Annotated in this window: 16 protein-coding genes and 1 pseudogene; 6 read left to right on the plus strand and 11 right to left on the minus strand. The window is 70.3% G+C overall.

The features are described 5' to 3' along the window. Window positions 1-44: 44 nt before the first annotated feature. The 9 genes and pseudogenes from AB0B01_RS02715 to AB0B01_RS02755 all read right to left on the minus strand — a co-directional run bounded on the left by AB0B01_RS02715 (window position 45) and on the right by AB0B01_RS02755 (window position 10,366). The gene (locus AB0B01_RS02715) at window positions 45-434 is read right to left on the minus strand and encodes a cytidine deaminase (protein ID WP_361712160.1); all 390 of its coding nucleotides are present in this window, start codon (window positions 432-434) and stop codon (window positions 45-47) included. Then, the gene (locus tag AB0B01_RS02720; protein ID WP_361712161.1) at window positions 431-1,696 is read right to left on the minus strand and encodes an ABC transporter permease; all 1,266 of its coding nucleotides are present in this window, start codon (window positions 1,694-1,696) and stop codon (window positions 431-433) included. The genes AB0B01_RS02715 and AB0B01_RS02720 overlap by 4 nt, the downstream gene beginning before the upstream one ends. Then, entirely contained in the window at window positions 1,693-2,808 is a 1,116-nt protein-coding gene (locus AB0B01_RS02725) for an ABC transporter permease (protein WP_361712162.1), read from the minus strand. Before AB0B01_RS02725 ends, AB0B01_RS02720 begins: the two co-directional genes overlap by 4 nt. Then, window positions 2,805-4,409 (minus strand): ABC transporter ATP-binding protein, encoded by a 1,605-nt coding sequence (locus AB0B01_RS02730; protein WP_361712269.1) that lies wholly within the window; start codon window positions 4,407-4,409, stop codon window positions 2,805-2,807. Before AB0B01_RS02730 ends, AB0B01_RS02725 begins: the two co-directional genes overlap by 4 nt. 230 nt (window positions 4,410-4,639) lie before the next feature. Further along, the gene (locus AB0B01_RS02735) at window positions 4,640-5,698 is read right to left on the minus strand and encodes a BMP family ABC transporter substrate-binding protein (protein WP_361712163.1); all 1,059 of its coding nucleotides are present in this window, start codon (window positions 5,696-5,698) and stop codon (window positions 4,640-4,642) included. A 218-nt stretch (window positions 5,699-5,916) separates the two neighbouring features. Beyond that, entirely contained in the window at window positions 5,917-7,161 is a 1,245-nt protein-coding gene (locus tag AB0B01_RS02740; RefSeq protein WP_361712271.1) for an amidohydrolase, read from the minus strand. A 137-nt stretch (window positions 7,162-7,298) separates the two neighbouring features. Further along, window positions 7,299-7,846: pseudogene (locus AB0B01_RS02745) on the minus strand (hypothetical protein); the annotation flags it as partial. Window positions 7,847-8,089: 243 nt separating this feature from the next. Then, complete coding sequence (leuE, locus tag AB0B01_RS02750; RefSeq protein ID WP_361712164.1) at window positions 8,090-8,740, minus strand: leucine efflux protein LeuE; 651 nt, start codon at window positions 8,738-8,740, stop codon at window positions 8,090-8,092. A gap of 45 nt (window positions 8,741-8,785) precedes the next feature. Then, window positions 8,786-10,366: a methylmalonyl-CoA mutase family protein gene (locus tag AB0B01_RS02755; protein WP_361712165.1), complete on the minus strand. Its 1,581-nt coding sequence runs from the start codon at window positions 10,364-10,366 to the stop codon at window positions 8,786-8,788. 175 nt (window positions 10,367-10,541) lie between these two features. Here AB0B01_RS02755 and AB0B01_RS02760 point away from each other — a divergent pair, with 175 nt between their 5' ends. Continuing rightward, on the plus strand, window positions 10,542-11,411 hold the full coding sequence (locus AB0B01_RS02760; protein ID WP_361712166.1) for a L,D-transpeptidase family protein: 870 nt from the start codon (window positions 10,542-10,544) through the stop codon (window positions 11,409-11,411). A 292-nt stretch (window positions 11,412-11,703) separates the two neighbouring features. Here the strand turns inward: AB0B01_RS02760 and AB0B01_RS02765 are convergent, their stop codons facing one another. Continuing rightward, window positions 11,704-12,690, minus strand: coding sequence for a hypothetical protein (locus tag AB0B01_RS02765; RefSeq protein WP_361712167.1), 987 nt, complete (start codon window positions 12,688-12,690; stop codon window positions 11,704-11,706). Beyond that, entirely contained in the window at window positions 12,690-13,445 is a 756-nt protein-coding gene (locus AB0B01_RS02770) for an RNA polymerase sigma factor (protein ID WP_361712272.1), read from the minus strand. Before AB0B01_RS02770 ends, AB0B01_RS02765 begins: the two co-directional genes overlap by 1 nt. Before the next feature lie 421 nt (window positions 13,446-13,866). Here AB0B01_RS02770 and AB0B01_RS02775 point away from each other — a divergent pair, with 421 nt between their 5' ends. The 5 genes from AB0B01_RS02775 to AB0B01_RS02795 all read left to right on the plus strand — a co-directional run bounded on the left by AB0B01_RS02775 (window position 13,867) and on the right by AB0B01_RS02795 (window position 18,044). Further along, a complete protein-coding gene (locus tag AB0B01_RS02775) occupies window positions 13,867-14,505 on the plus strand; it encodes a 2-oxo-4-hydroxy-4-carboxy-5-ureidoimidazoline decarboxylase (protein WP_361712168.1) in 639 nt (212 codons plus the stop codon). A 133-nt stretch (window positions 14,506-14,638) separates the two neighbouring features. Then, window positions 14,639-15,019, plus strand: coding sequence for a succinate dehydrogenase, cytochrome b556 subunit (gene sdhC, locus AB0B01_RS02780; RefSeq protein ID WP_361712169.1), 381 nt, complete (start codon window positions 14,639-14,641; stop codon window positions 15,017-15,019). Between the two features lie 5 nt (window positions 15,020-15,024). Beyond that, the gene (locus tag AB0B01_RS02785) at window positions 15,025-15,507 is read left to right on the plus strand and encodes a succinate dehydrogenase hydrophobic membrane anchor subunit (protein ID WP_356845141.1); all 483 of its coding nucleotides are present in this window, start codon (window positions 15,025-15,027) and stop codon (window positions 15,505-15,507) included. Window positions 15,508-15,531: 24 nt separating this feature from the next. After that, entirely contained in the window at window positions 15,532-17,286 is a 1,755-nt protein-coding gene (gene sdhA, locus AB0B01_RS02790) for a succinate dehydrogenase flavoprotein subunit (RefSeq protein ID WP_361712170.1), read from the plus strand. Beyond that, the gene (locus tag AB0B01_RS02795; protein WP_361712171.1) at window positions 17,286-18,044 is read left to right on the plus strand and encodes a succinate dehydrogenase iron-sulfur subunit; all 759 of its coding nucleotides are present in this window, start codon (window positions 17,286-17,288) and stop codon (window positions 18,042-18,044) included. Before sdhA ends, AB0B01_RS02795 begins: the two co-directional genes overlap by 1 nt. Window positions 18,045-18,052: the final 8 nt, after the last annotated feature.

An 18,052-nucleotide genomic window follows, 5' to 3' on the forward strand; every position in this document is an offset into this window, starting at 1 on the left:
GGCGACGGCCCTCCGCCCGCGGGGGCGAAGGGCCGTCGGTACGGCTATCTCAGGTGGTCCGGCCCGAAGGCCTGCGGCAGCATCGCCGAGAGCGGCATGACGCCCTCCGGTGTCTCCACCTGGAGTTCGGGGCCGCCGAACTCGAAGAGCAGCTGGCGGCAGCGCCCGCACGGGACGAGGATCTCGCCCTTGCCGTCCACGCACGTGAAGTGCGTCAGGCGGCCGCCGCCGGTGGCCTGGAGGGCGGAGACCAGTCCGCACTCGGCGCACAGGCCGAGCCCGTAACTCGCGTTCTCGACGTTGCAGCCGACCACGGTGCGGCCGTCGTCCACGAGGGCGGCGACACCGACCGGGAAGCCCGAGTACGGGGCGTACGCCCGGGACATGGCCTCCCGGGCGGCGGCCCGCAGGGCCTCCCAGTCCACGCTGGTCACTTGCCCTGGCCCTTGCGGTAGGGCAGACCGTCGGCCTTGGGCATCCGCAGCCGCTGCGCCGACAGGGCGAGCACGAGCAGCGTCGTCAGGTACGGGGCCGCGTCCACGAACTGGCTGGGCACGGCATCCGTCAGCGCGTACCAGAGGAACAGGCCGGCCGAGCAAGCCGCCGAGATGCCGGCCTGGAGGTACTTCTTCTTGTACAGCTGCCAGGCGACAACCAGTACGAGGAGGATCGCGAGGAGCAGCAGCATCGCGTGGACGTTCTGGGCGCCACCGCGCAGCTTGAGACTGTCGGTGAAGCCGAAGAGGCCGGCGCCCAGTGCCATACCGCCCGGCATCCAGTTACCGAAGATCATCGCGGCGAGACCGATGTAGCCGCGGCCGCCCGTCTGGCCCTCCTGGTAGATCGGACTGGCGACCTCGGAGAGGAACACGCCGCCGAGGCCCGCCAGGGCGCCCGAGACGATCACGGCGATGTACTTGTACTTGTAGACGTTGACGCCCAGCGACTCCGCGGCGATCGGGTTCTCCCCGCAGGAGCGCAGGCGCAGGCCGAAGGTGGTCCGCCACAGCACCCACCAGGTGCCCGGGATGAGCAGCAGCGCGACGACGGTCAGCAGGGACAGCTCGGTGACCAGGCCGCCGATGACGCCGGCGAGGTCGGAGACGAAGAACCAGTGCTTGGCCTGGAGGTCGGACATCCAGTCCGACAGTCCAGGGATGGTGATCTTGTAGATCGGCTCGATGCGCGGCGACTGCTTGGAGGAGCCGCCGGGCGCCTCGGCGAAGGTGAAGTTCGACAGGTACTGGGTGAAGCCCAGCGCCAGGATGTTCACGGCCACACCGGAGACGATGTGGTTGACGTTGAACGTGACGGTGATGATCGCGTGCAGCAGGCCGCCGATGGCGCCGCCGGCGATGCCCATCGCGACACCGGTCCACGGGCCCCACTGGTAGCCGGCCCAGGCACCGAACCAGGTGCCGAGGATCATCATGCCCTCAAGGCCGATGTTGACCACGCCCGCACGCTCGGCCCACAGACCGCCGAGGCCGGCGAGGCCGATCGGGACGGCGAGCTGAAGTGCGCCGGAGACCTGGCCGACGGAGGTCAGGTCGTTGGCGCCGCTGATCAGGCGGACCAGCGAGATCAGCGCGAGGCCGCCCGCGATGATCAGCAGGATCCAGGGCAGGGTGAGCTTCTTGCGGCCGCCCGACTTCTTCGGGGCGGCACTCGTCGCGGAGACGGTGCTGGTGCTCACGCCGCGACCTCCTTATCGGTCTTGATGGCGTGGCCTGCGGCCAGCTCCTCGCCGACCTTCTGCTGCTGGCGGCGGATGCCGTAGCGACGTACGAGCTCGTACGAGACGACGACCGCGATCACGATCAGGCCCTTCATGATCGTGCCGATCTCCTTCGCGTAGCCGGCCGTGTCGAGCGAGGCCGAGGCCTTGTCGATGAAGGCCATCAGGAACGCGGCGAAGAGGATGCCGATCGGGCTGTTGCGCCCGAGCAGCGCGATGGTGATGCCGGTGAAGCCGACGCCGACCGGGAAGGACAGGCTGTACGTGTGGCTCTCGCCCAGCAGCACCGGCATGCCGGCGAGGCCGGCGACGGCACCGGAGATGAGCATCGAGGTGATGATCATCTTCTTTGCGTCCACACCTGAGGCCTGGGCGGCGGACTCGCTGGCGCCGGTGGCACGCAGGTCGAAGCCGAAGCGGGTGCGGTTGAGCACGAACCAGTAGACGATGCCGAGGGCGAAGGCGATGAAGGTGAAGCCGTAGATCTCCAGGCCGTCACCGAGCGAGACGGCCGGGAACCAGCCGGCCTCCGGGATGTCGCCGGTGGTCAGGTCGTTGGAGCCGGCCGGCTGGACACCGAGGTTCTTCGGCAGGATCAGCCAGGCGATCAGGCTGGTCGCGATCGCGTTGAGCATGATCGTGGAGACGACCTCGCTCACACCGCGGCGGGCCTTGAGGATGCCGGCGATACCGGACCAGAAGGCGCCGACGCACATCGCGACGACCACGATCAGCAGGATCTGCAGCGGGCCGGGCAACGTGACGGCCGCGCCGACGACGGCGGACAGCATCGCCGCCAGGCGGTACTGACCGTCGACGCCGATGTTGAAGAGGTTCATGCGGAAGCCGATGGCCACGGCCAGGGCCGCCAGGTAATACGTGCCGGCCTGGTTCACGATGAGGACCTGCACGTCCTCGTAGCCGGCGTTCTCCACCATCAGGCGCAGCGGCTCGATCGGGTCCACGCCCGTCGCGGCCAGCACGACCATGGTCAGCAGGAAGGCGGTGACCAGAGCGAGTGCGGGCCCGGCGAAGCCGAGGAGCAGCCGGTCCTTGTCGAATTTCTTCATCGGGCCTCGTCCTCCGGGGAGTCGGTACCAGCGTCGGTACCGGCGGCGGAGCGGTTGTCGGGGGCTTCCAGGTGCCCGGAGGCGGCGCCCGTCATGGCGGTGCCGAGCTCCTCGGGGGTGACGGTCGCGGGGTCGGCGTCCGCGACCAGGCGGCCGCGGTAGATGACGCGCAGGGTGTCGGACAGGCCGATCAGCTCGTCCAGGTCCGCGGAGATGAGCAGGACGGCCAGGCCCTCGCGGCGGGCCTCGCGGATCGCGTCCCAGATCTGCGCCTGCGCACCGACGTCCACACCGCGCGTGGGGTGGGCGGCGATGAGGAACTTCGGATTGTGGCTCATCTCGCGGCCGACGATCAGCTTCTGCTGGTTGCCGCCGGAGAGGGAGGCCGCGGTGACCTCGATACCGGGCGTGCGGACGTCGTATTCGCGCACGATCCGCTCGGTGTCCTTGCGGGCGGCCTTCGGGTCGATGATGCCGCGCTTGGAGTTGGGCTGCTCGGTGACGTGGCCCAGGATGCGGTTCTCCCACAGCGGGGACTCCAGCAGCAGGCCGTGCCGGTGGCGGTCCTCGGGGATGTAGCCGATGCCGCCCTCGCGGCGCTTGCGCGTCGCCAGGGTGGAGATGTCCGTGCCGTCCAGCGTGATGGTGCCGCCGTCCGGGATGCTCATGCCCATCAGGGCCTCGATGAGCTCGGTCTGGCCGTTGCCCTCGACACCGGCGATGCCCAGCACCTCACCCTTGTGGATGGTGAAGTCGATGCCGGCCAGTACCTCGCGGACGATGCCTTCCGGGTCGGTGGCGGCCAGCCGCAGGTCCTCGACACGGAGCATCGGCGTGCTGGTGACCGTGGACTCGCGGGTCTCGGGGGAGGGCAGTTCGGAGCCGACCATCAACTCGGCGAGCTGCTTGGTGGTCGTGGTGCGCGGATCGGCGGTGCCGACCGTGGTGCCGCGGCGGATGACGGTGATGTCGTCGGCGACCTTCAGCACCTCGCCCAGCTTGTGCGAGATGAAGATGACGGTCAGGCCCTCGGCCTTGAGCTCGCGCAGGTTGTCGAAGAGCGCGTCCACCTCCTGCGGCACGAGCACGGCGGTCGGCTCGTCGAGGATGAGGATCTTGGCTCCGCGGTAGAGGACCTTGAGGATCTCCACGCGCTGCCGGTCGGCCACGCCCAGGTCCTCGACCAGGGCGTCGGGGCGCACGCCGAGGCCGTACGCGTCCGAGATCTCCTTGATCTTCTTGCGGGCCTTGGCACCGATGCCGTACAGCTTCTCGCCGCCGAGGACGACGTTCTCCAGGACGGTGAGGTTGTCGGCGAGCATGAAGTGCTGGTGCACCATGCCGATGCCGCGGGCGATGGCGTCGCCGGGGCTGCTGAAGGAGACCTGCTCCCCGTCGATGGCGATGGTGCCCTCGTCCGGCTTCTGCATGCCGTAGAGGATCTTCATCAGGGTCGACTTGCCGGCGCCGTTCTCACCGACAAGGGCGTGGACCGTGCCCTTGCGGACGGTGATCGCGATGTCCTTGTTGGCGACGACGCCGGGGAAGCGCTTGGTGATGCCGTGCAGTTCGACTGCGGGGGGCGGGCTGGACGCGTTGATGACGCACTCTCCTTGGCGCGGAAGGAGCTGGAAAGCCGGAAGGCAGGGGAGGACAGGGCGGTTGGAGAAGGTATCGCGTCCACGATGCCTCTACGCGCGTAGCACTGTCAGAAGTGAAAACTTGCAGCCGACGGGCCACAAGGCACACCGTAGAACACGGCTCGGGGCCCGGGAGCGGCAGAGACCGCTTCCCGAACCCCGGAGACCATCACTGCATGTCAGGAACTGCCTTACGGCGCGGTCTTGACGGTGATCTTCTTGGCGATGATGTCGGCCTTCGCCTTCTCGACCGCGGCGATGACGTCGGCCATCTTCTTGTACTCGGGGTTGGAGTCGGCCAGGCCGACACCGTTCTTGTCCAGGCCGTAGCGGATCTCACCGCTCTCCGGCTTGCCGTCCTTGACGGACTTGATCAGGTCGAAGACGGCCGCGGAGACGTCCTTGGTGACCGAGGTCAGGATGTGCTCCTTGTACTTCGACAGACCGGCCTGGTTGTACTGGTCGGAGTCGACGCCGATGGCCCACTTGCCCTTGCCGGCGGTGGCCTCGATGGCACCGGAACCGGCCAGACCGGCGGCGGCGTAGACCACGTCGGCGCCCGCGTCGAGCTGGCCCTGCGCGGCGGCCTTGCCGAGGTCGGGCTTGGAGAAGCCACCGAAGTCCGGCGGCTGGGTCAGGTAGGCGGACAGCACCTTGGCGTTCGGGTTGGTGTCCTTGACGCCCTGGGTGTAGCCGGCTTCGAACTTCTTGATCAGCGGGACCTCGACACCGCCGATGAAGCCGACCGTGCCGGTCTTGGACGCCTTGGCGGCGGCGACGCCGGCCAGGTAGGAGCCCTGCTCCTCGTTGAAGACCAGGTTCGCGATGTTCGCGCCGGTGACCGAGGTGTCGTCGATGATGCCGAACGTGGTGTTCGGGAACTTCGGGGCGACCTTCTTGATGGCCGGGGCGTAGGAGAAGCCGACGCCGATGACCGGGTTCGAACCCTTGCGGGCCAGCTCGGTGAGGCGCTGGACCTTGTCGGCCTCGCCCTCGCCCTCGGTGGGCTCGGCCTCGCTGCCCTTGACGCCCAGCTCCTTCTCGGCCTTCTCCAGGCCGGCGAAGGCGGCGTCGTTGAACGACTGGTCGCCGCGGCCGCCGATGTCGTACGCGATGGCAGTGGTGGATTCCTTCGTGGCGGAGGACGAAGATCCGGTGTCCGAAGACTTCTTTCCGCCACAGGCGGTGGCCGAGAGGGCCAGCGCCGCGGACGCGATGCCCACGGTGGCGATCCTGGTGATCCGGCGCAAGGGGAGGCTCCTTCAAAACCTGACCGAAGCGCCACGACCGGCGCTGGTTTCGCGGCGATCGTAACGCGCGTAGATGTCAGTTAAAGGCCCGTTCATGAGTCGTTATCGGATCGTCGCGAACCGGACAGTGACCGATCAGTAACTCCTCATGTGTCCAGCCCTTGTGTACCAAGGGCTGGACAGCTGCGACAGGCGCCGCTCAGATGGTGTAGGGAGTTCTACCCGATCGGCCTCGTACGGCGCCCGTCGAGCAGGGCGGCGGCCGTGAAGAACTCCACGCCGACGGCGATGGCCGACTCGTCGACGTCGAAGTCACCACGGTGCAGGTCCCGCTTGGCGCTGTCGCCGGGAGTGCGGACCCCCAGCCGGGCCATGGCGCCGGGCACGTGCTCCAGGTACCAGGAGAAGTCCTCGCCGCCCAGGCTCTGCTCGGTGTCCTCGACGGACTCCGGGCCGAGCCGGGAGGCCATGGCCTCCCGCAGCAGTTCGGCGACCACCGGATCGTTGACCACGGGGGGCACCCCGCGCACGTAGGTGATCTCCGACTTGGCCCGGTGCACGGAGGCGATCTCGTCGATGGCCGCGTGGATCTGGTCGGGGGCCTCGTGCCAGGCGTTCAGGTCCAGGCACCGGATGGTTCCGGACAGCTCCGCGCGCATCGGGATCACGTTGCAGGCGTGCCCCGACTCGATCCGGCCCCAGGTGACCGACATGCCGGAGCGGGCGTCCATCCGGCGCGACAGGACGGCGGGCAGGTCGACGGCGACCCGGGCGGCGGCCGTGACCAGGTCGGTGGTCAGGTGCGGCCGGGCGGTGTGGCCGCCGGGGCCCTCCAGGGTGACCTCCAGGCGGTCGCACGCCGAGGTGATGGGGCCGGGCCGCAGGCCGATCCGCCCCGCGTCGACCCGCGGGTCGCAGTGCACCGCCACGATCTTGCCCACGCCGTCCAACACCCCGGACTCGATGGCGTCGGTGGCTCCGCCGGGCAGGACCTCCTCGGCGGGCTGGAAGAGCAGCCGCACGGGCCGGGGCAGCAGGCCCTGCCGGTCGAGCTCGGCGAGGACGAGGCCGGCGCCGAGGACGACGGCGGTGTGCACGTCGTGGCCGCAGGCGTGGGCGCGGTCCGGGAAGGTGGAGCGGTACGCCACGTGGGTCTTGGCGTCCGGAATGGGCAGGGCGTCGATGTCCGCGCGCAGGGCCAGCATCGGCCGGCCCCCGTCCCAGGTGCCCACGTCACAGATCAGTCCGGTCCCGGACTTCAGCACCTGCGGGCGCAGGCCGGCTTTCTCCAGCCGGGCCTTGATCGCCGCCGTGGTGCGGAACTCCTGGTGTCCTAGCTCGGGATGCATGTGCAAGTCCCGGCGGAAGGCGATCAGTTCGGCACGCAGGTGGTCCGGAAGCTTGCCGGGCAGCTCGGGCCGGTCGGGCGTGCCGGGCAGGGCGGTCTGGGACTCGCGGGACATCAACTGGTTCACCCGTTGAAGGGTAGGCGTACGGATGGCCCAAATGGCTGGAGATCACCAAAAGTTCATGCCGTTAGGGGAAAAAAACCAGACCTCTGGACGCATGACCGGATGCACCGGGGGGTAAACTCACGCGCTCATCCGGCCGCAGAGGCCGTCCCGGCGAGGAGTCTGCGCACATCACGGGCGCTCGCCGTGACCCCGGCGAGGAACATGCGGGCGCGCGGCGAGGCGGAGCCGGTGAGCCAGGCCGGGTCCACATCGCATACGGCGACGGTCACACCGGTTCCGGTCAGGGCGTACGGCAGGGTGTGGACGACCGTGGACGGAAAGCTGACGATCGTCCGGCCGACGGGTCCGCGCCGGGCGATCAGCTCCAGCGGCAGGTGCGGCCGTACGATCTCCAGCCCGGTCGCCTTGCTCAGCGCGCGCAGTTTCTCCGGGACTCCCGGCGGTGCGCGAAGCAGCGGGTGGCCCCGTGCTCCAGGGCCAGGGCCCGCACCGCGTCGAGGTAGCGGGCCGGGTCGACCACGCCGGTCCCCACGAGCGAGGTGCCGACGAGGTCGGTGCCCCCGGTCAGGCGGGGCGGGCCGAACCGGGCGCGGGTCCAGGCGAACGTGTTGGCCCGCAGCGTCATCGCCCCGTGGACGGTGACCGGCATGGAGGTGGACACCTCGACGCGGCGCCCGTGGCCGGCGAGCGGGGTGAAGCGGCCCGGGCGGTCGCGCGCTGGAGCCCGCCCGGCCCCGACCGGGTCGCGGCCGAGCTGACGGGACTCCTCACGGCCGTCGGCTTCACCATGCAGCCGCAGGTCCTGGCGGCCCGACGGCCGGAGGCCGAGGCCTACCTCGGGCAGTGCGCCGGCTGCGCGCGGCCCGCCCGAGGTGAGCGCCGCAGCGGCGGGCGGCCCCGCGGCCGCGCGGAGTGCTCAGCCGGCGGCGAGCTTGGCGGCGAAGCCGAGGAAGAGCACACCGGCCGCCGAGGTCGCCCCGGCGGACAGCCGCTTGCGGCGGCGGAAGGCCGCGGCCAGGCGGGTGCCGCCGAATATCAGCAGGGTCAGGTAGAGGAAGCTGCCGAGCTGGAGCAGCGTGCCCAGCAGGAGGAAGGACAGCGCCGGGTAGGCGTACGCGGGGTCGACGAACTGCACGAAGAAGGAGACGAGGAACAGGATCGCCTTGGGGTTGAACAGGCTGATGAGCAGCGCCCGCCGGTAGGGGCGCTCCAGCTCCCCGGCGTCCGCCTCGGGACCGGTCTCCTCCTCGAACCGCTCGGTCCGCGACCGCCACAGCGCCCACGCGCCGCGCATCATCCCCACGGCGAGCCAGGTCAGGTACCCGGCCCCCAGCAGCTTGACGATGCCGAACAGCACGGGGCTGGTCTGGAGCAGCGCCCCGGCGCCTCCGGCGGCGAGCGCCATGAGCACGGCGTCCCCGCTGAACACCCCGGCGGCGGCCTTGTACCCGGTGCGCACTCCGCGCCGCGCGGCGACGGAGAGCACGTAGAGCGAGTTCGGCCCCGGCAGCAGAATGATCAGGACGAGCCCGAGGAGGTAGGTCGGCAGATCGGTGACACCCAGCATGGGCTGGAGTGTCCCATGGGCTTGCACCTGTCCCGCCACTGGATTTCACCATGTGGATGCGGCCGGCTCGTAGGCTCCCCACACCTCACGGAGGGCATTGCAGACCTCGCCCACCGTGGCCCGGGCGCTCAGGGCCTGCTTCATCGGGTACAGGACGTTGTCCGTGCCCGCCGCCGCCTCCTGCAGGGCCGCGAGGGCCGAGGCGACCGCCGCCGCGTCGCGGGTGGCGCGCAGCTCGGCCAGGGCCGCGCGCTGGCGGGTCTCGATCGACGGGTCCACGCGCAGCGGCTCGTAGCGTTCCTCCTGGTCCAGGGCGAAGCGGTTGACCCCGACGACCACGCGCTCGCCGCTGTCGGTCTCCCGCGCGATGCGGTAGGCGCTCCGCTCGATCTCCGCCTTCTGGAAGCCGGCCTCGATCGCGGCGACCGCCCCGCCCATGTCCTCGACCCGCCGCATCAGCGCCAGCGCCGCTTCCTCCACCTCGTCCGTCATCCGCTCGACCGCGTAGGAGCCGGCGAACGGGTCCACGGTGTGCGGCACGTCCGTCTCGTACGCCAGCACCTGCTGGGTGCGCAGTGCCAGCCGGGCCGCCTTCTCCGTCGGCAGGGCGATCGCCTCGTCGAAGGAGTTGGTGTGCAGCGACTGGGTGCCGCCCAGCACGGCGCCCAGCGCCTGCACGGCCACCCGTACGAGGTTCAGCTCGGGCTGCTGCGCCGTCAGCTGGACCCCGGCCGTCTGCGTGTGGAAGCGCAGCATCAGCGACTTCGGGTCCCGGGCGCCGAACTCCTCCCGCATGACCCGGGCCCAGATCCGCCGGGCGGCCCGGAACTTGGCGACCTCCTCCAGCAGGGTGGTGCGGGCGACGAAGAAGAAGGACAGGCGGGGGGCGAACTCGTCCACCGCCATCCCGGCGGCCAGGGCCGTACGGACGTACGCGATGCCGTCGGCGAGGGTGAAGGCGATCTCCTGTGCGGGCGAGGCCCCGGCCTCAGCCATGTGGTAGCCGGAGATGGAGATGGTGTTCCAGCGCGGGACCGCGGCGCGGCAGTACGCGAAGGTGTCGGCCGTCAGCCGGAGCGAGGGCCCGGGCGGGAAGATGTACGTCCCCCGGGCGATGTACTCCTTGAGGACGTCGTTCTGGATGGTCCCGGTCAGCTTCCCGCCGCCGATCCCCTGCTCCTCGGCCACCAGCTGGTACAGCAGCAGCAGGAGGGCCGCCGGAGCGTTGATGGTCATCGAGGTGGAGACCCGGTCGAGGGGGATCCCGTCGAACAGCACCCGCATGTCGTCGAGGGAGTCGATCGCGACGCCGACCTTGCCGACCTCGCCGTGGGCGAGCGGGGCGTCCGAGTCGTGCCCCATCTGGGTCGGCAGGTCGAAGGCGACGGACAGGCCGGTGCCGCCGCCCGCGATGAGCTGGCGGTAGCGGGCGTTGGACTCGGCGGCGGTCCCGAACCCGGCGTACTGCCGCATGGTCCACGGCTTGCCGGTGTACATCGTCGGGTAGATCCCCCGCGTGTATGGATACGCCCCTGGTTCACCCAGTTTGACCTCCGGGTCCCACGCCGTCAGATCGCCCGGCCCGTAGACCGGTTCGATGGGAAATCCGCTCTCGGTGCCTGCCATGTGACGAAACCCTCCATGGAGCAAACGGGTCCGGGGCTGATACAACCTCCTCCGTCCACCGCTGGGGAGGCCGGGGCAGCTGGTCACAATGGCGCAACATCCGGCGATCATCCGCAACTCTCCACGCCCGCCAGGCATCACCTACATGACACGACACCGAAATCGGGGGAATGCGATGCACCGCCAGAGAGTCATAATCCGCACGCTCGGGGTGGCCACCGCCGTCGCGCTCGCCGCGACCGCTTGCGGGCCGCAGAAGACGGAGCCGGCCGGCTCCGCCTCGTCGGTCCCGTCCGCGTCCACGGCGGGTTCCTCCCCCTCCTCCCCGTCGCCGGACAGCAAGCCCGCCGACCCCTCCCCCTCCGCGTCCGCCTCGCAGTCGGCCTCGCCGTCCGCCTCGCCCTCCCCGACGGTCAAGGCGATCATGGCGAACGGCGACGAGAGCGAGCAGGTGCGCGAGCTCCAGGCGCGCCTGAAGCAGCTCAAGTACATGACGGTGGCGCCCACCGGCTTCTACGGCTCCAAGACCACGGCCGCGGTCAAGGCCTTCCAGGCGAAGAACGGCCTGACCGCCTCCGGGGCGGTCGACGAGGCCACCTGGAAGAAGATCCAGAGCGTGAGCAAGAAGCCCACCGCCGAAGAGCTGCGCCCGCCGACCGTCAACGAGGTCGACGCGCCGGACCCGCGCTGTATGACGGGCCGCGTCATGTGCATCAGCAAGGAGAGCCGCACGCTCGCCTGGATGATCGACGGCAAGATCATCTCCACCATGGACGTCCGGTTCGGCTCCGAGAACACCCCGACCCGCGAGGGCCAGTTCAAGGTGGAGTGGAAGGCCAAGGACTGGACGTCGACGATCTACCACACCCCGATGCCCTACTCGATGTTCTTCAGCCAGGGCCAGGCGGTCCACTACTCGGCGGACTTCGCGGCCCGCGGTTACGCGGGTGCCTCGCACGGCTGCGTCAACGTCCGGGACAAGGGCAAGCTGGCGGCGCTGTTCGAGCAGGTGCAGGTCGGCGACAAGGTCGTCGTCTACTGGTGATCCGGTCGCGGCGGGCCGGAGGGGCGCACGAGCCCCGAAGGCCCCAGGCCCGGGCGGGAAGGTCGGAGAAGTAAGGGGCGCGGGCAGGGCCGGGGGAACGAACCCCGCCCGCGCCGGGTGCGCAGAGCCCAGGGGTACGGGGGGAACCCCGGCTCATGCGCGGCCGATGACCAGTCGGCTCGTTGTGTACTGCGCCGCAGGTTCGAAAAGTGTTACAGGCCGTTCATGCCGAGGGGTGCACGCCGCGCGCGAAGGGCCGCGAACCACGACCGGGTGGCTCACGCGCCGGACGTCAGCGCGGGAGGCGCAGACCGCCCGACGGGCTGCTCGGGCTGGGCGAGGCGGTCGGCGAGGCCACCCGCGGGGCCTTGAGGACGATGCTGCCGTCGCCGGAGCTGCGCGGGGCGGCGGGGTCGTCGAGCAGCGCCTCGCAGTAGTGCGGGATGCGCGCCAGACCCTTGGCCAGCTTCGAGAGCCGCTCGCGGCGGTCGGCGGTCATGTGGCCCGAGCGGTAGGCCTCGCACAGGTCCACCGCCTTCAGGCGGCTCTCCTTGTCGGTGTCGCGGAGCAAGTCCGTGGCGCCCGAAGACTGGTCCTTGCCGGCGGAGCCGCCCGCGGCGGAGCCCGGGGTGCTTCCCGAACCGCTGCCGGTCCCTGCGCCGGAGCCCGTTCCGCTTCCGGTCCACGGGTTCCCGTCGGGGCCCGGGGCGGTGGGCGCGCCCGGGGTGGGGGCGAAGCCGTCGCGCAGCGGGGTGGGCCGCAGCTGCGGTCCGGGCGTCGGGCCCGTGATGTCACCGCTCGGCTGCGGGTCCTCGTCCGCGCTGAGGGACACGGCCGGCGCCGGACCCGCGCTGTCGTGCGTGATCCGGTCCAGCAGGCCGGCGCCCGCGGCGGCGGCGATACCGCCGACGGCCACCCCGGCCAGCGCCGCGGCCAGCCCGAACCGCAGCGCGCGGCTGCGCCCGGTGCCGAACGCCCGGACCGGGACGGGGGCGGGGACGACCGTGCCGAGGTCGATCAGGGGTTCGTCGAAGACGGCCGTGTCCGCGGTCGTCGCGGCGGCTCCGCCGCGCGCCGCGCGGAAGGCGGCCACCGCGGCGGCCTCGCCGGGCAGCTGCTCACCGGGGTGCGCGGGCGGGACCCTCAAGGAGTCGAGGGCGTCCCTCAGCCGGGCCTCCGCTTCGCGGGCGTGGTGATCGGCGACAGGGGCGACCGGCCCGCCGCGCAGCACTCGTTCCGCCGCGGCTCTGTCCAGCCACCTGTTGCGCTCGTCGGCCATCACATGTCCTTCTGCGTCCGCCAACGTGAATGCGTCACACCGGTTTGCTCTACGAGGCCCCCACCTCGGCCGCGCTGTGCGGGAACGGCGTCGAGATCCCGCACGGCCCCGCCGGCCGGCGCCGGTCCACCGGCATTATGGCCGACGGCACGCGCGGGGTCCGAGCCCCCGTCCCCTCCGGCGTCCACGCCCGTCCCGGAACCGGCTTCCGCGCCGAGCAGCTCGGCCAGTTTCTTCAGGCCGCGGTGCGCGGCGGTGCGTACGGCGCCCGGCCGCTTGCCCAGGGTCTCGGCCGCGCTCTTGGCGTCCAGGCCGACGACGACCCGCAGCACCACCGCCTCGGCCTGGTCCTGGGGCAGCTGTGCGATCAGCGCCATGGTTCGGCCGGTGGAGAGGGCCTCCATCGCCTCGCCCGCGGTGTCGCTGTCCGCGGCGCGCCCTGTGAGCTCCGTCTCGTCGCCGCCGATGGCCGGACGGCGCCCGCGCATGCGGATGTGGTCCAGGGCCCGGTTGCGGGCGATCCGGGCGGCCCAGCCGCGGAAGCGGTCGGCGTCACCGGTGAAGGAGGCGAGGTCGCGGGAGATCTGCAGCCAGGCCTCGGAGGTGACGTCCTCGGCGTCGCCGTCCCCGACGAGCGTGCGTACGTATCCGAGCAGGCGCGGGTGCACGGCGCGGTACACAGCACGGAACGCGTTCTCGTCGCCGCCCTGTGCCGCGAGCACCGCGGCGGTCAGCTCCGCGTCGTCCCCCAGCAAAGTCCCCAACCCGTTCAGTGTCCTGTATGTGTGGCGCAAATCAGCACGTTACGGCTTTCAAGTACCTTCGTCCACGAGTTGTACAGGCAGCAACCAATCGTGCGCGAAGCGGGGTGTGACACAAAACGCACGCGCGGCGCTGACAGGGATACGGGCTTGTCGCACGAGCCCGTACGGACGACGACCGGGGCCTCTCCTGTGGGGGGTGGCGGCCTCGGTCGTCTTCCTCCTTCTCCGGCCCCTCCGTTCATCTTCGGGGCTCGCCTCCTCGCCGCCCCGCCCGGGGCCCCTTCCCGCCCCTCCCGGTCACCCGATGCGACGGGGCCTCAGGTCGCCCTCCACCCGCCCGGGTCATCCTTTCGGCTCACTTACGGGTGAAAACCTCCGATGGGTACGACAGGCCCGTCCCCACGTGGCTAGCGTGGCGGTACACCCGCGTCTCGCCCCGAGGAGCCCCCCGCTGTCCAGCCACCTTCCGGCACAGGCCCGCGGATGCTCCGAGCCCTGCGGCGCGGACGCCGCGGGCGGCCCGGGCCTGGCGCGGTTCAACGCCCTGACCCGTGAAGCCGCCGAGGCCGTCCTGCTGCACTGCTGCGGCAGCCGGCGCTGGGCCCAGCGCGTGGCCGCCCACCGGCCCTACCCGGATGCCGGGGCGCTGCGCGCCGCCGCCGACGAGGCCTCGTACGACCTGGCGCAGGCGGACCTGAGCGAGGCGCTGGCCCTGGAGCCCCCGGCGGAGCTGGGCCACGGGGCCCCGTACGCCGCGCTGCTGGCGCTGGACGCCGCCCATGCGGAGTACGAGCGCAAATTCGGCCACGCCTTCGTGATCTGCCTGGACGGGCATCCGCAGGAGGAGCAGGCGTCCCAGCTGCTGGCCGCGATCCGGCGGCGGATGGGGCTCGACGCGGACGAGGAGCGGGCGATCACCGCGGACGAGCTGCGCCGTCTGGCGCAGGCGCGGCTCGCCGACCTGACACATTGGCTGACCTCGCCGGACGGGGCGTCCGCGGCCGATTCGGGCCATTCCGCCCTGTGGGATAGCCCGTCCGTGCCTGTTTGATCACACCGATGACCCCCGCGCGAAGGAACCGACAAAGCGTCGCTACGATGTCCGGGGCCGGAGGACCGTACCCGGCCGGGCCCGACCGACAACGAAGCCGGCTGGCCCCCGCCCCGCTTCCGGAGGGTTTTCCGTGCCGGCTGGAACGTTGTACCGCGGCCGGGAAGGAATGTGGTCCTGGGTGGCTCATCGAGTCACCGGCGTCCTCATTTTCTTCTTCCTGTTCGTACACGTCCTCGACACCGCTCTCGTCCGCGTCTCCCCCGAGGCGTACGACGACGTGGTGGCTACCTACAAGACTCCGATCGTCGCGCTGCTGGAGTACGGCCTCGTGGCCGCCATCCTCTTCCACGCGCTCAACGGTCTCCGTGTCATCGCCGTGGACTTCTGGTCCAAGGGCCCGCGCTACCAGAAGCAGATGCTCTGGTCCGTCGTGGCGCTCTGGGCCCTGCTGATGATCGGCGCCATCATCCCGGTCCTCACCCACGCCTACCTTGAGCTGTTCGGGAAGTGACGCGCATGTCCACTGACACTTCTTCCGCCCAGGCCATCGGTGAGGTGGAGGGCGCTTCCCTCTACGACGTCGACAACCCGGCGCCCTACATCGAGGCCCCGCGCAAGCGCACCGGCAAGACGCCGCGCTCGACCCGCGGCAACTTCGAGATGGCCGCATGGCTCTTCATGCGCCTGTCGGGCATCGTGCTCGTCGTCCTGGTCATCGGCCACCTCCTCATCCAGCTGGTGCTGGACGGCGGCGTCTCCAAGATCGGCTTCGCCTTCGTGGCCGGCCGCTGGGCGTCCCCGTTCTGGCAGGTCTGGGACCTGCTCATGCTGTGGCTGGCCATGCTGCACGGCGCGAACGGTCTGCGTACCGTCATCAACGACTACGCGGAGCGCGCGGGCACGCGGCTGTGGCTGAAGGGCCTGCTTTACACCGCCACGGTGTTCACCATCCTTCTGGGCACGCTGGTGATCTTCACCTTCGACCCGAACATCCGCTAGGCAACGGGGCTGAGGCGCAAACCAATGAAGATCCACAAGTACGACACCGTCATCGTCGGCGCCGGCGGCGCGGGCATGCGCGCCGCCATCGAGGCGACGAAGCGCAGCCGCACCGCCGTGCTGACGAAGCTCTACCCCACCCGCTCCCACACGGGCGCCGCGCAGGGCGGCATGGCCGCCGCGCTGGCGAACGTGGAGGAGGACAACTGGGAGTGGCACACCTTCGACACGGTCAAGGGCGGTGACTACCTGGTCGACCAGGACGCCGCCGAGATCCTGGCGAAGGAGGCCATCGACGCCGTCCTCGACCTGGAGAAGATGGGCCTGCCGTTCAACCGCACCCCGGACGGCACCATCGACCAGCGCCGCTTCGGCGGCCACTCGCGCAACCACGGCGAGGCCCCGGTGCGCCGGTCCTGCTACGCCGCGGACCGCACGGGCCACATGATCCTCCAGACGCTGTACCAGAACTGCGTCAAGGAGGGCGTGGAGTTCTTCAACGAGTTCTACGTCCTCGACCAGCTGATCGTCGAGGAGGACGGCGTCAAGAAGTCGGCCGGTGTGGTCGCGTACGAGCTCGCCACGGGCGAGATCCACGTGTTCCAGGCCAAGGCCGTCATCTACGCCTCCGGCGGCACCGGCAAGTTCTTCAAGGTGACCTCCAACGCGCACACCCTCACGGGTGACGGCCAGGCGGCCTGCTACCGCCGCGGCCTGCCGCTGGAGGACATGGAGTTCTTCCAGTTCCACCCGACGGGCATCTGGCGCATGGGCATCCTGCTGACGGAGGGCGCCCGCGGTGAGGGCGGCATCCTCCGCAACAAGGACGGCGAGCGCTTCATGGAGAAGTACGCGCCGGTCATGAAGGACCTCGCGTCCCGTGACGTCGTCTCGCGCTCCATCTACACCGAGATCCGTGAGGGCCGCGGCTGCGGTCCGGCCGGCGACCACGTGTACCTGGACCTCACCCACCTGCCGCCGGAGCAGCTCGACGCGAAGCTCCCGGACATCACCGAGTTCGCGCGTACGTACCTGGGCATCGAGCCGTACACGGACCCGATCCCGATCCAGCCCACCGCGCACTACGCCATGGGCGGCATCCCGACGAACGTCGAGGGCGAGGTCCTGGCGGACAACACCACCGTCGTCCCGGGCCTGTACGCGGCCGGCGAGGTCGCCTGCGTCTCCGTGCACGGCGCCAACCGCCTGGGCACCAACTCGCTGCTGGACATCAACGTCTTCGGCAAGCGCTCGGGCATCGCGGCGGCCCGGTACGCCGCCGAGAACGACTACGTCGAGCTGCCGGAGGACCCGGCCTCCCTCGTCGTGGAGCAGGTCGAGCGGCTGCGCAACTCCACGGGCAACGAGCGGGTCGCCGACCTGCGCCTGGAGCTCCAGGAGACGATGGACGCGAACGTGATGGTCTTCCGTACGGAGCAGACCATCAAGACCGCGGTCGAGAAGATCGCGGAGCTGCGCGAGCGCTACAAGAACGTGTCCGTCCAGGACAAGGGCAAGCGCTTCAACACTGACCTGCTGGAGGCCATCGAGCTGGGCAACCTGCTCGACCTGGCCGAGGTCATGGCCGTGTCCGCGCTGGCGCGCAAGGAGTCCCGCGGCGGTCACTACCGCGAGGACTACCCGAACCGCGACGACGTCAACTTCATGCGCCACACCATGGCGTACCGCGAGGTCGGAGCCGACGGCTCGGACTCGGTCCGGCTCGACTACAAGCCGGTCGTCACGACCCGCTACCAGCCGATGGAGCGTAAGTACTGATGGCTACCCCCACCCTGGACAAGATGGAAGAGGCGGCCGCGGCCTCCCCGTACATCACGGTCACGTTCCGGATCCGCCGCTACAACCCCGAGATCTCGGACGAGGCGCAGTGGCAGGACTTCCAGATCGAGATCGACCCGAAGGAGCGCGTGCTCGACGGTCTCCACAAGATCAAGTGGGACCTGGACGGCACGCTGACCTTCCGCCGCTCGTGCGCGCACGGCATCTGCGGCTCCGACGCGATGCGGATCAACGGCAAGAACAGGCTCGCCTGCAAGACGCTGATCAAGGACATCAACCCGGAGAAGCCGATCACCGTCGAAGCCATAAAGGGCCTCACGGTGATGAAGGACCTCGTCGTCGACATGGAGCCCTTCTTCCAGGCCTACCGCGACGTCATGCCGTTCCTGGTCACCACGGGCAACGAGCCGACGCGTGAGCGCCTGCAGTCCGCCGAGGACCGCGAGCGCTTCGACGACACCACCAAGTGCATCCTGTGCGCCGCGTGCACGTCCTCGTGCCCGGTGTTCTGGAACGACGGCCAGTACTTCGGCCCGGCGGCGATCGTCAACGCGCACCGCTTCATCTTCGACTCGCGTGACGAGGCCGGCGAGCAGCGGCTGGAGATCCTGAACGACAAGGACGGCGTCTGGCGCTGCCGCACGACCTTCAACTGCACCGACGCCTGCCCGCGAGGCATCGAGGTCACGAAGGCGATCCAGGAAGTCAAGCGCGCCCTGATCACGCGCCGCTTCTGACCGCCGCG

This window comes from Streptomyces sp. NPDC044571 (assembly GCF_040647115.1).
Lineage (GTDB): Bacteria > Actinomycetota > Actinomycetes > Streptomycetales > Streptomycetaceae > Streptomyces.

Excerpts from the sequence above, each read along its gene's own strand:
- AB0B01_RS02755 (WP_361712165.1), bottom strand. The coding sequence starts at position 10,366 with ATGGCAGGCACCGAGAGCGGATTTCCCATCGAACCGGTCTACGGGCCG.
- AB0B01_RS02725 (WP_361712162.1), bottom strand. The coding sequence starts at position 2,808 with ATGAAGAAATTCGACAAGGACCGGCTGCTCCTCGGCTTCGCCGGGCCC.
- AB0B01_RS02785 (WP_356845141.1), top strand. The coding sequence starts at position 15,025 with ATGTCCACTGACACTTCTTCCGCCCAGGCCATCGGTGAGGTGGAGGGC.
- leuE (WP_361712164.1), bottom strand. The coding sequence starts at position 8,740 with ATGCTGGGTGTCACCGATCTGCCGACCTACCTCCTCGGGCTCGTCCTG.
- sdhA (WP_361712170.1), top strand. The coding sequence starts at position 15,532 with ATGAAGATCCACAAGTACGACACCGTCATCGTCGGCGCCGGCGGCGCG.
- AB0B01_RS02795 (WP_361712171.1), top strand. The coding sequence starts at position 17,286 with ATGGCTACCCCCACCCTGGACAAGATGGAAGAGGCGGCCGCGGCCTCC.
- AB0B01_RS02760 (WP_361712166.1), top strand. The coding sequence starts at position 10,542 with ATGCACCGCCAGAGAGTCATAATCCGCACGCTCGGGGTGGCCACCGCC.
- AB0B01_RS02765 (WP_361712167.1), bottom strand. The coding sequence starts at position 12,690 with ATGGCCGACGAGCGCAACAGGTGGCTGGACAGAGCCGCGGCGGAACGA.
- AB0B01_RS02740 (WP_361712271.1), bottom strand. The coding sequence starts at position 7,161 with ATGTCCCGCGAGTCCCAGACCGCCCTGCCCGGCACGCCCGACCGGCCC.